The sequence below is a fragment of the Wolbachia endosymbiont (group A) of Clivina fossor genome (assembly GCF_964026865.1).
Classification (GTDB): domain Bacteria; phylum Pseudomonadota; class Alphaproteobacteria; order Rickettsiales; family Anaplasmataceae; genus Wolbachia.
This window is the reverse complement of sequence record NZ_OZ034707.1, coordinates 288485-298290: the sequence shown is the minus strand read 5'-3', so window position 1 is coordinate 298290 and position 9806 is coordinate 288485. Positions and strand designations below refer to the sequence as shown.

The following is a 9806-nucleotide window of genomic DNA, read 5'->3' as shown; positions in this document are numbered from 1 at the left end:
CAACTCTTAATTTATACCATAAAACAACTCAGAGTCAAACCAAATTACAAGAAATTTTACTTTCAATCTCTTGCGTTACCTCATCAACACTCAAATTAGCGTCAATTGTTAATAATTTGCCTTTATAATACTCGCGTAAACCTTTCATTTGAAGGTGATATTCACTTATTCTCTTATTAATTGCAGACATATCAGCATCATCAATTCTTTTCTCTAACCTCGTACTTTTACATTTAGCACAAGTAGTACTCTTAAAAGAAGATACACTATATATGCTTTTACAGTCCAAACACGCGAGACGATTTTTTAATCTATCGATTGCAATATTATCGTCAAGCTGCAGTTCAATTACAATATCAACATCCCTATTATATTTTTCTTGCAAAACTTGAGTCAAAAAATGAGCCTGGTTTAAATTTCTCGGAAAACCATCTAATAAGCAATTATCATCCATTAATGCAAGCTGGTCATGCAATAATCCACATATAATTTCATCTTGAATTAAATTACCAGATTCCACGGTACCCTTTATTTTTTTACCTAACTCACTGCCATCAGATATAATATTCCTTAATAAATCCCCCACTGAAATTAATTTTAAATTATATTTTGCTATTAACAAGCTTGACTGAGTACCTTTACCAGAACCTGGAGGACCAAAAATCGTAATGATCATCTTACTTTCCTCGTTTTAGACTCATATTTCTTTATCCAGCTATCGTACCTATTCGAAAAAATATAAGATTGTATTTGCATAATAGTATCAGTAATAACGTTCACTATAATCAGTAAACTCGTCCCACCAAAAATAAATGGTATATCATAATAATATCTCATAACTTCAGGTACAGTACATATGACTACCAAATACGCAGAGCCAATGAATGTCAACTTAAAAACTATATCTTGAAGGTAATCAGAAGTATGTTTCCCAGGCCTTCTACCAGGTATAAAACCACCATTTTTTTTAAGAAAATCTGCGTTTTCCTCTGGATTAAATATAAAATTGGTATAGAAAAAATTAAAAAATACTATCAGCACCAAATAGGCTACAATATATACTACTTTATTTGCCATAAAGTAATTTAAAATAAAATCAGAAAAAGCGTGCCCCTTATAGAAATTTGCAATTGAAATAGGTGTCAATAAAATTGCATTAGCAAAAATGGTTGGTACTACACCAGATAAATTAATCTTCAATGGAATATAAGTAAAATCGTCATTATGTAATCTTTTAAATTGCTTTTTAGGATGTTGAACAATAACTTTTCTATAAGAAGACTCTACAAAAATGACTAAGACTAGCAGCAAAAAAAACAATACCAAAACAAAAAGGATAATAAATAACGATACGCTACCGTTTTTATTTAACGTTAACAGAGATGACAAAGCGCTGTGTAACTCTGATATTATGCCCGTGAAAATGATTAATGAGATACCATTGCCTATACCGCTAGCACTGATTCGTTCACCAAGCCATATTAAAAGCATAGTTCCACCTAAAAGGCTGAAAACACCTATTGTACGAAACATAACACCAGGTTCGATTACAACCAATACCCCTTCCCTATTCATCCCTTCCAATCCAACCAAAATTGGAATTGATTGAAATACACAAATTACTATGGTCAGGTAGCGTATATAAGAATTCATCTTTCTACGGCCTGACTCTCCATCATTCTTAACTTCCTTCATTCCTTTAATCGCAGAAGAAAGCAACTGAATAATGATAGAAGCCATTATATATGGCATAACGTTCAATGCTAGAATTGTCATTCTAGCTAATGCACCACCAGAAAATAAATTAAATACTCCAAAAACACCTGAGCCCTCTTTGGGAAATATATCATTAATTACATCAAGATTAATTCCAGGAATAGGCACATAAGTACCCAAGCGATAGCAAATTAAAGCTATTAGCGTAAAAAATATACGTTTTAATAAATCGCCTTTATATAACAACGTAGGATCCAAGCTATTAAATGCGGATTTATTGCCCATGATTTACGATAGTATTTCCACACTACCACCAACTGAAGCTACAGATTTTTTTGCAGCTTCTGACGCAAAATCAACATGAAACACAAATTTTTCGCTCAACTTACCTTTATTAAGAAGTTTAATTTTATCCTTAATAGACTTTATAAAACCTAATCTATACAGCCTCTCCTTATCTATAACAGAGTCTTTCACTATTTTTTTAGCTTCCATTAAGCGCTGTATATCGCCAACATTAATTATAGAATATATGTTCCTACGTATAGGCTTAAAACCTCTTTTAGGCAAACGAGTATATATAGACTGTTGTCCACCCTCAAAACCATTTATGGAAACTCCACTTCTAGCCTTTTGCCCTTTATGCCCTCTACCGGATGTTTTACCTTTACCACAACCGATACCTCTACCCAGCAACTTAGGCTTCTTTTTTTTAGATAACTTAGTAAATATAGAGTTTAATTTTACAGCATTATTCATACTTTACCTGTTTCCAACTATCTCGCTAATCTTTTTGCCTCTTTTGCTTGCTACCTGACGAGGAGATAACATACTATCAAAAGCCTTAAATACCGCACATATAACATTATGAGGATTATTTGATCTAGTGGATTTAGCTACCACATCCTTTATACCTAACACCTCAAAAACTGATCTAATCGCTCCACCAGCAATAATACCTGTTCCGGCTCTTGCGGTTCTTAAAACTATCTCACCAGAACAAAATTTAGCTTTAATATCATGATGCAAAGTTCTACCTTCACGCAAGTACACTCTAATCATCGATTTCTTTGCAGCATTTACAGCTTTGACTCTTGCTTCAGCAACTTCTGCGTGCTTACCTATTCCACATCCTACCCTACCCTTCCCATCACCAACAACAACCAAAATTGAAAATGAAAATCTTCTGCCACCTTTGGTAACCGTTGTTACTCTTCGTACCGAAACTAAAAGCTCTGATAAATCATTATTATTTTGTAAATTCTTTATAGCCATATTCAAAACCTTCTAAAACTCAAATCCAGAACTTCTTAAAGCCTCAGCAAATTGAGAAACTAATCCTGTATATTTATACGCTCCACGATCAAATACTAGCTTTTGTTCTAATTTCAGACCAGATAAGCGCTCAATCATTAAAGAAGAAACCTGTTTTATAGTTTCAGCATTGACTTTTCCTTTACATACATCCTTAATTTTAGCATCCAAAGTAGAAGCTGAAGTGAGAGTTACTCCTTTTACATCATTAATTAACTGGACATAAAAATGCCTATTAGATTTAAATATGGATATACGCAAACGTTCAGCGCTCTTGTCAAGCTTCGCTCTATTACGCAACTTCCTTTTTTCATAGTTACTTAAAAAATTATATAACCTTCTCATCTTAATTACTTCTTTTTACTTACAACTTTACGCAACATAAATTTACCCTTTATTACAATACCCTTACCTTTATAAGGATCGTACTTCCTAATCCTGCATATATCAGATGCCACCATATAGACTTTTTGCTTATCCATACCACTAACTACTAAGTGAGTTGGCTTTATGCACTTAATCTCAACATCTTTAGGAACTTTATATTTAACATTATGGCTATAACCAAGATACAAAGTCAAATACTTACCATCACACTCTGCCTTATATCCAACACCATTAATCTCAAGATTAACAGAAAAACCATCAACCATACCGTTAATAATATTATTAATATTACTCCTATAAGTGCCCCACATAGGCTTTATTTCATCATAATCATCTTTATCTTGATCCACAGAAAGGAGTAGCTGATTATCAACAATCCGGCACACAACATCACTGATTAAGCTAAGCTCTTTTTCAGCCTTAGCACTCTTTATTAACATCCTACCATTATTATATTCAACTGAAATACCAGCAGGAATATTGATAGGAGCAGCACCTATACGAGACATGAATTTCTCCTATTATTTAAAACACACGACACAAAACTTCTCCACCAACCTTTAACTTATGTGCATTATAATCAGTCATCACTCCTTTGGGTGTCGATATAATAAAAATACCAAGACCATTATATGCTTTAGAAATGTCCTTATACTTAGAATAACAACGACAACCAGGCTTTGACACCCTAACTATGTCACTAATTACAGGTGACTTCTCATAATACTTCAATTTTACAATGAAAGAAGGTAAATTATCTACAACTTGCTTTTCATAATCAAGGATATACCCTTCATCTTTTAAAATCTTCAGTATAGAAGAATTCACTTTAGAAAACAACACTCTTGTTGTTCTATGCATTGCCAATTGAGCATTACGTATCCTTGTTAAAAAATCACCAATACTATCAGATAACGCCACAATATACTCCTTATATTATATTTACCAACTAGACTTTGTAACTCCTGGAACTTGCCCAAAAGAACATAAATCACGCAAAACAATTCTACATAAACCAAATTTTCTATATACTCCTCTTGGTCTCCCAGTTAAAGCACACCTATTTCTAATTTTGGTTTTAGAAGAATTTCTAGGCAATTTTTTAATTAATTTATTTTGAGCTGTAAACCTTTCTACAATAGACAAATTCTTATTATTTATTATAGATTTCAATTTCTCTCTTTTTTCTTTATATTGATCGCACAGCTTTATTCTGCGAAGATTTCTTTCTATCATAGATTTTTTTGCCATATATTTCTCCTCTCAATTAATCAAAAAAAGGAAATTTAAGAGCCAGTAATAATTCCTTTGCTTCCTTATCACTAACTGCACTTGTTATAATATTAATATCCATACCTCTAATTTTACTTATTTTATCATAGTCTATTTCTAAAAACGAGATATGTTCCTTTATACCAAAGGAAAAATTACCATTACCGTCAAATTGCTTCACACTAAATCCTCTAAAATCTTTTTCCCTTGGCAAAGCAATATATATCAATCTTTCTAAAAACTCATACATTTTATCTCTACGCAAAGTTACTTTGCAACCTACTGTAGCACCTTTTCTGATCTTGAAGCCAGAAATAGATTTTTTTGCAAAAGTTGATAAAGGCTTCTGCCCAGCAATCAAATATAGGCTATCAAGTGGTTCATTTATTGCTTTACTATCTGTAGCAGCATCTCCAACGCCCATATTGATACACACCTTGACAAGTTTAGGCACTTGCATGATATTGCCGTAATTAAACTTATCCTTTAAGGACTTTACTATGCTATCTTTATACAATTCTTTAAACATATCAACCTAATCTATCACTTCTCCAGAAACTTTTGCAAAACGCACTTTTCTACCGTCTATAACCTTAAACCCCACTCTAGTTGGAGTTTTATATTTAGGGTCCAATGTTGCAACGTTGGATATATCAATAGCTAACTCTTTATTTAATATACCACCACTACTACCAGCTTTTGGTTTAGTGTGTCTCTTATGTACATTTACCCCAGAAACAATTACTTTCTTTTTAGCATCACATGCCACAACTTTAATCACTTTACCAATTTTTCCCTTATCTCTACCAGTTAAAACTATAACGTCGTCACCACTTTTTATTTTAGCACTCATTATAAAACCTCAACAGCTAATGACATTATCTTCATAAAAGAACCAGATGATAACTTTTTTACCGGACCAAATACCCGAGTGCCAAGTGGTTCACCTTGATCGTTAATCAAAACTACAGCATTGCTAGAAAAACGAATTACAGAACCATCAGATTTTCTAATAGGGCTTTTCACCCTCACCACAACTGCTCTATATACTTTTCCCTTCTCAACCTTCCCTCTTGGAGTAATAGATTTAGTAGATACAATAACTGTGTCACCTATAGATGCAGACTTTCTACCACCCAATAAACCAATACAAAGCACTGCACGCGCACCAGAATTATCAGCTACTTCCAACAATGTATTTTTTTGAATCATATAAATATCCTATTCAATGTGAGCTATTAACAACAACCCATTTTTTAGTAGTAGAAATAGGCTTGTGTTCTTGTATTAAAACCTTGTCCCCTTCTTTACAACTATTATTCTCATCATGTGCTGTATACTTCTTGTATTTTTTTATAACCTTTTTATACAGCTCATCCTTATACACTTGTAATACCGAAACCTCTACAGTCTTATCACACTTAGCCTTAGTTACAGTACCACAAAAAACCTTTTTAGGCATTCTTTTCCTCTCTTCTTCTTTTATTTAATGTAGTTAGAATACGAGCTATGCTCTTTCTTATTAAGCTAAAACGCGAAATATTGTTGCACTGCCCCAACTTCTTTTGAAAAACCAAATTAACAAACTCTTTTCTCAAATTCACAAGAATTTCATGCAATTCTTGTGAAGACCTCGATTCAATGTCAGCTATATCCATTGCAACTCCATTTAATTATGATTAGATACAAATTTACACTTCATAGGAAGCTTAGCGGTTGCCTTTTCAAGCGCCAATCTTGCTAAATGCATGGGAACATCACTGCTAATCTCAAACAACATTCTACCGGGCTTAGCTTTAAACACCCAAAATTCAACACTACCTTTTCCCTTACCCATACGTACATCTGCCGGCTTTTTACTAACAGGGGTATCAGGAAAAATTCTTATCCACACTTTACCAGAGCGTTTTAATGTTCTAGATATTACACGCCTTGCAGTTTCAATATGCTTAGACTGAATCCTACCTGCTTCTACAGCTTTTAAGCCATAATCTCCAAAAGATAATGTGCTACCACCTTTTGTATTACCCTTAATTCGCCCCTTAAATACCTTCTTATATTTACTCTTTTTGGGAACAAACATCTCAATATACCTTAATTACCAATATAAACCCAAACCTTAACTCCTATAATACCATATATAGTTTTTGCTTCACAAAAAGCATAATCTATATTAGCACGTAAAGTGTGTAAAGGCAAACGACCTTCTTTATACCATTCAGTACGAGCTATCTCAGCTCCGCCAAGGCGCCCAGAACAACTTACTTTAATACCTCTAGCACCCATCCTCAAACAACTTTGAATAGCTTTTTTCATCGCTCTTCTAAATGAAACCCTTTTTTCTAACTGTTGTGCAATGCTGCTTGATATTAAAACTGCATCTATTTCAGACCTTTTAACTCCTACTACATTCACTTCCACATTATTTTTTACTTTTTCAGCTATTTTTTGCTTTATCTTCTCAATATCTGAGCCTTTCTTACCTATTATCACTCCAGGTCTAGAAGAATGTATTATTACAGACACCAAATCGATTGTACGCTCTATAATTACTTTAGAAACACCAGCATGCTTAAAAGATTCATTTATATAACTGCGAATAGATAAATCTTGATGCAACCCTTGTTTATAACCCTTCTCAGCATACCAAACAGATGACCAAGTATTAATTATTTTTAACCTAAATCCTTTAGGATTAACGTTTCCCATACTTTTGCACTTTCCTTATTAATTTTCTATTTTTATGAATCATATAATTTCTCCCAATTTTACAGTTATATTACTATAACGTTTACTAACTCTATTAGCTCTACCCATAGCTTTTGGACATACCCTACGCAAAGTAAGAGACTTACCTATTGAAATTTCTTTTATATATAAATTATCGATATCCAATCCATAATTATATTGAGCATTAGCAATCGCAGAATTTAATACCTTCCTTATAAGACCCGCAGCTTTCTTTTCACAAAATCTTAATTGCACAGTGGCAAAAGAAACTTTTTTATTACGTACTAAACCAGCAACCAAATTCAATTTACGAGGAGTTGATTTTAAAACCCTAGAACCAGCTTTAACTATTACATCTCTGTTTTTCATATCAATTACCTTCTTGTCGCCTTTTTATCACCACTATGCCCAGTAAATTTACGAGTGGGCGAAAATTCACCAAACTTATGACCTATCATATTCTGATCATTAACATTAACAGGAATGTAATCCTTACCATTATAAACAGCAAACTTTAAACCTAAACAATTAGGAAGAATTACAGAAGCCCTGGAATGAACTTTTATAGCCATGTTAACAAACCCCTTGTTTAAAGCATTATTCACCGACTTTAATATAGAAGGATGACAAAAAGGAGGCTTCCACGCAGATCTACTCATAAACTAACCTTTCAATTGTTTTATATACTTATCACTAGATTTATTTTTCCTCCGAGTTTTCTTTCCTTTTGTTGCAACACCCCAAGGAGTAACAGGATGACGACCACCAGAGGTTTTTCCTTCCCCACCTCCATGAGGATGGTCAACCGGATTCATTGCAACCCCACGCACAGTAGGTCTAATTCCAAGCCACCTACTTCTTCCAGCTTTACCCAGCTTTCTATTCTTATGGTCAGGGTTAGATACTACACCAATAGTAGCCTTGCAAGAAGATAAAATCAACCTAATTTGACCAGACCTGAGTCGTAATAAAACATATTGGCCATCATGACCAACGATTTGCGCATAACAACCAGCAGCTCTAGCAATCGCAGCACCATTACCTGGCTTCAGCTCAACATTATGAACGAAAGAACCAACAGGTATATACTTGAGTAGCAAACAATTACCTGGCAAAATATCAGCATCATTTCCAGCTGTAACAATATCACCAGGCTTCATACCTTGAGGAGCTAATATATAAGACTTAATATCATCTTCCTTATATGATATTAACGCTAAAAACCCACTTCTATTTGGATCATACTCTATTTTTTCAACTATACCCTGACCACTTCTATTACGCTTAAAATCTATAACTCTATACTTCTTTTTGTGACCACCACCCCTATGACGAGTTGTAATTCTACCATAATTATTTCTTCCACCACTGGACTTTTTACCGGATGTAAGAGACTTTTCTGGCTCATCTTTTGATAAACCAACTTTACTTACTAACACAGTCCCACGAGAAGACGGAGTAACAGGATTAAAAAATTTCATACCCATATTAAACGCTCATTATATCTAATTTTTGACCATCTATCAAAGAAAAATAAACTTTCTTTTTCTGTTTTTCACAACCAATCACACCCCTGAAACGCCTATATTTAGGCTTAATTCTAACAACATTTATAGAAGAAATTTTAACATCAAATAGAGACTCTATTGCCAACTTTATTTGACGCTTATTTACATTTACAAAAACATACAAAGAATATTTATTAAACTTCTCCCTCAAAAAAGAGGCCTTTTCTGTAATTATAGGAGATTTTATTATATTATTATATTTGATCATAACAATCTACCTTCAAGATGCTTTAAAGTATCCTTTGTCAACATCACGCATTCGTGATTCAATATATCAAAGACATTTAACCCAATAGGTTTGATTAAGTCTACATAATGCAAGTTTCTAACAGCACGCAACAAATCATCTCCATAATCACCAACTATCAAAAAGGAAGAAAATTTAAAATTTTTAATACATTTACACATTTCAGACGTTTTCTTCACATCAATATTTAAATTATCCAGAATAATCACTTGATTATTTAAATACTTTAGAGATAAAGCAATTTTTAAACCAAATTTGCGTACCTTCTTATTAAGAGAATAAGTATGACTCCTCACAACAGGGCCGAAAATAATCCCACCACCTCTAAATTGAGGAGATCGCAAGCTCCCTTGTCTTGCCCTACCGGTACGTTTTTGACCATAAGGTTTAGCTGTTGTACCAGAGACATCACTGATACCTTTTGTTTTATGAGTACCAGCTCTTCTCTTCGCTAATTGCCATCTCACTATATCATGCAAAATACTCAATTTTTGCTTAGCAGAAAATATCAAAGGATTGAGCTGAGCAGTACCTACATTATTATTAGACAGATTAACTAAATTACATTCCAT

At 33.4% G+C, this 9806-nt stretch carries 20 protein-coding genes; all 20 read right to left on the bottom strand.

Features of this window, described 5'->3' with window-relative positions; all coding sequences use genetic code 11:
* Positions 1-34: 34 nt before the first annotated feature.
* The 20 genes from AAGD99_RS01640 to rplD are packed head-to-tail and all read right to left on the bottom strand — an operon-like array spanning position 35 to position 9806.
* The gene (locus AAGD99_RS01640) at positions 35-676 is read right to left on the bottom strand and encodes an adenylate kinase family protein (protein WP_264732200.1); all 642 of its coding nucleotides are present in this window, start codon (positions 674-676) and stop codon (positions 35-37) included.
* Positions 673-2001, bottom strand: a complete 1329-nt coding sequence (gene secY / locus AAGD99_RS01635) for a preprotein translocase subunit SecY (protein ID WP_253309081.1) — start codon at positions 1999-2001, stop codon at positions 673-675. The genes AAGD99_RS01640 and secY overlap by 4 nt, the downstream gene beginning before the upstream one ends.
* Positions 2002-2004: 3 nt before the next feature.
* Positions 2005-2475, bottom strand: coding sequence for a 50S ribosomal protein L15 (gene rplO, locus AAGD99_RS01630; RefSeq protein ID WP_096616812.1), 471 nt, complete (start codon positions 2473-2475; stop codon positions 2005-2007).
* Positions 2476-2478: 3 nt separating this feature from the next.
* On the bottom strand, positions 2479-2991 hold the full coding sequence (rpsE, locus tag AAGD99_RS01625) for a 30S ribosomal protein S5 (protein ID WP_253309082.1): 513 nt from the start codon (positions 2989-2991) through the stop codon (positions 2479-2481).
* Between the two features lie 12 nt (positions 2992-3003).
* Positions 3004-3375: a 50S ribosomal protein L18 gene (gene rplR / locus AAGD99_RS01620; protein WP_250294835.1), complete on the bottom strand. Its 372-nt coding sequence runs from the start codon at positions 3373-3375 to the stop codon at positions 3004-3006.
* Positions 3376-3380: 5 nt separating this feature from the next.
* Complete coding sequence (gene rplF, locus AAGD99_RS01615) at positions 3381-3926, bottom strand: 50S ribosomal protein L6 (protein ID WP_253309084.1); 546 nt, start codon at positions 3924-3926, stop codon at positions 3381-3383.
* A gap of 16 nt (positions 3927-3942) precedes the next feature.
* Positions 3943-4338, bottom strand: coding sequence for a 30S ribosomal protein S8 (rpsH, locus tag AAGD99_RS01610; protein ID WP_064124654.1), 396 nt, complete (start codon positions 4336-4338; stop codon positions 3943-3945).
* 21 nt (positions 4339-4359) lie between these two features.
* Complete coding sequence (gene rpsN / locus AAGD99_RS01605; RefSeq protein ID WP_064124653.1) at positions 4360-4668, bottom strand: 30S ribosomal protein S14; 309 nt, start codon at positions 4666-4668, stop codon at positions 4360-4362.
* A gap of 16 nt (positions 4669-4684) precedes the next feature.
* Positions 4685-5218, bottom strand: a complete 534-nt coding sequence (gene rplE, locus AAGD99_RS01600) for a 50S ribosomal protein L5 (RefSeq protein WP_010962750.1) — start codon at positions 5216-5218, stop codon at positions 4685-4687.
* 6 nt (positions 5219-5224) lie between these two features.
* Positions 5225-5542, bottom strand: coding sequence for a 50S ribosomal protein L24 (rplX, locus tag AAGD99_RS01595; protein ID WP_182182782.1), 318 nt, complete (start codon positions 5540-5542; stop codon positions 5225-5227).
* A complete protein-coding gene (gene rplN, locus AAGD99_RS01590) occupies positions 5542-5901 on the bottom strand; it encodes a 50S ribosomal protein L14 (RefSeq protein WP_006279348.1) in 360 nt (119 codons plus the stop codon). Before rplN ends, rplX begins: the two co-directional genes overlap by 1 nt.
* Positions 5902-5914: 13 nt before the next feature.
* A complete protein-coding gene (gene rpsQ / locus AAGD99_RS01585) occupies positions 5915-6151 on the bottom strand; it encodes a 30S ribosomal protein S17 (protein ID WP_341822398.1) in 237 nt (78 codons plus the stop codon).
* Positions 6144-6347, bottom strand: a complete 204-nt coding sequence (gene rpmC / locus AAGD99_RS01580) for a 50S ribosomal protein L29 (RefSeq protein WP_006279350.1) — start codon at positions 6345-6347, stop codon at positions 6144-6146. Before rpmC ends, rpsQ begins: the two co-directional genes overlap by 8 nt.
* A gap of 11 nt (positions 6348-6358) precedes the next feature.
* Positions 6359-6772 carry a 50S ribosomal protein L16 gene (gene rplP, locus AAGD99_RS01575; protein WP_250294844.1) on the bottom strand — a complete coding sequence of 138 codons (414 nt, stop codon included), beginning with the start codon at positions 6770-6772 and terminating at the stop codon, positions 6359-6361.
* 11 nt (positions 6773-6783) lie between these two features.
* Positions 6784-7398: a 30S ribosomal protein S3 gene (rpsC, locus tag AAGD99_RS01570; protein WP_253309088.1), complete on the bottom strand. Its 615-nt coding sequence runs from the start codon at positions 7396-7398 to the stop codon at positions 6784-6786.
* A 39-nt stretch (positions 7399-7437) separates the two neighbouring features.
* A complete protein-coding gene (gene rplV / locus AAGD99_RS01565) occupies positions 7438-7788 on the bottom strand; it encodes a 50S ribosomal protein L22 (RefSeq protein ID WP_096616838.1) in 351 nt (116 codons plus the stop codon).
* A gap of 5 nt (positions 7789-7793) precedes the next feature.
* The gene (gene rpsS, locus AAGD99_RS01560; protein WP_006279181.1) at positions 7794-8078 is read right to left on the bottom strand and encodes a 30S ribosomal protein S19; all 285 of its coding nucleotides are present in this window, start codon (positions 8076-8078) and stop codon (positions 7794-7796) included.
* 3 nt (positions 8079-8081) lie between these two features.
* Positions 8082-8906: a 50S ribosomal protein L2 gene (rplB, locus tag AAGD99_RS01555; protein WP_341814117.1), complete on the bottom strand. Its 825-nt coding sequence runs from the start codon at positions 8904-8906 to the stop codon at positions 8082-8084.
* Position 8907: 1 nt separating this feature from the next.
* The gene (locus tag AAGD99_RS01550; RefSeq protein ID WP_064124642.1) at positions 8908-9195 is read right to left on the bottom strand and encodes a 50S ribosomal protein L23; all 288 of its coding nucleotides are present in this window, start codon (positions 9193-9195) and stop codon (positions 8908-8910) included.
* The gene (rplD, locus tag AAGD99_RS01545; protein ID WP_064124641.1) at positions 9192-9806 is read right to left on the bottom strand and encodes a 50S ribosomal protein L4; all 615 of its coding nucleotides are present in this window, start codon (positions 9804-9806) and stop codon (positions 9192-9194) included. The genes AAGD99_RS01550 and rplD overlap by 4 nt, the downstream gene beginning before the upstream one ends.

Bases quoted from the DNA above. Each gene is read 5' to 3' on its own strand.
- rplX (WP_182182782.1), bottom strand. From the start codon at position 5,542: ATGAGTGCTAAAATAAAAAGTGGTGACGACGTTATAGTTTTAACTGGT.
- AAGD99_RS01550 (WP_064124642.1), bottom strand. From the start codon at position 9,195: ATGATCAAATATAATAATATAATAAAATCTCCTATAATTACAGAAAAG.
- rplD (WP_064124641.1), bottom strand. From the start codon at position 9,806: ATGGAATGTAATTTAGTTAATCTGTCTAATAATAATGTAGGTACTGCT.
- rpsN (WP_064124653.1), bottom strand. From the start codon at position 4,668: ATGGCAAAAAAATCTATGATAGAAAGAAATCTTCGCAGAATAAAGCTG.
- rplP (WP_250294844.1), bottom strand. From the start codon at position 6,772: ATGTTTGTTCCCAAAAAGAGTAAATATAAGAAGGTATTTAAGGGGCGA.
- rplR (WP_250294835.1), bottom strand. From the start codon at position 3,375: ATGAGAAGGTTATATAATTTTTTAAGTAACTATGAAAAAAGGAAGTTG.
- AAGD99_RS01640 (WP_264732200.1), bottom strand. From the start codon at position 676: ATGATCATTACGATTTTTGGTCCTCCAGGTTCTGGTAAAGGTACTCAG.
- rpsQ (WP_341822398.1), bottom strand. From the start codon at position 6,151: ATGCCTAAAAAGGTTTTTTGTGGTACTGTAACTAAGGCTAAGTGTGAT.
- rplF (WP_253309084.1), bottom strand. From the start codon at position 3,926: ATGTCTCGTATAGGTGCTGCTCCTATCAATATTCCTGCTGGTATTTCA.
- rplN (WP_006279348.1), bottom strand. From the start codon at position 5,901: ATGATTCAAAAAAATACATTGTTGGAAGTAGCTGATAATTCTGGTGCG.
- rpsE (WP_253309082.1), bottom strand. From the start codon at position 2,991: ATGGCTATAAAGAATTTACAAAATAATAATGATTTATCAGAGCTTTTA.
- rpsS (WP_006279181.1), bottom strand. From the start codon at position 8,078: ATGAGTAGATCTGCGTGGAAGCCTCCTTTTTGTCATCCTTCTATATTA.
- rplB (WP_341814117.1), bottom strand. From the start codon at position 8,906: ATGGGTATGAAATTTTTTAATCCTGTTACTCCGTCTTCTCGTGGGACT.
- rplV (WP_096616838.1), bottom strand. From the start codon at position 7,788: ATGAAAAACAGAGATGTAATAGTTAAAGCTGGTTCTAGGGTTTTAAAA.
- secY (WP_253309081.1), bottom strand. From the start codon at position 2,001: ATGGGCAATAAATCCGCATTTAATAGCTTGGATCCTACGTTGTTATAT.
- rplE (WP_010962750.1), bottom strand. From the start codon at position 5,218: ATGTTTAAAGAATTGTATAAAGATAGCATAGTAAAGTCCTTAAAGGAT.
- rpsC (WP_253309088.1), bottom strand. From the start codon at position 7,398: ATGGGAAACGTTAATCCTAAAGGATTTAGGTTAAAAATAATTAATACT.
- rpmC (WP_006279350.1), bottom strand. From the start codon at position 6,347: ATGGATATAGCTGACATTGAATCGAGGTCTTCACAAGAATTGCATGAA.
- rplO (WP_096616812.1), bottom strand. From the start codon at position 2,475: ATGAATAATGCTGTAAAATTAAACTCTATATTTACTAAGTTATCTAAA.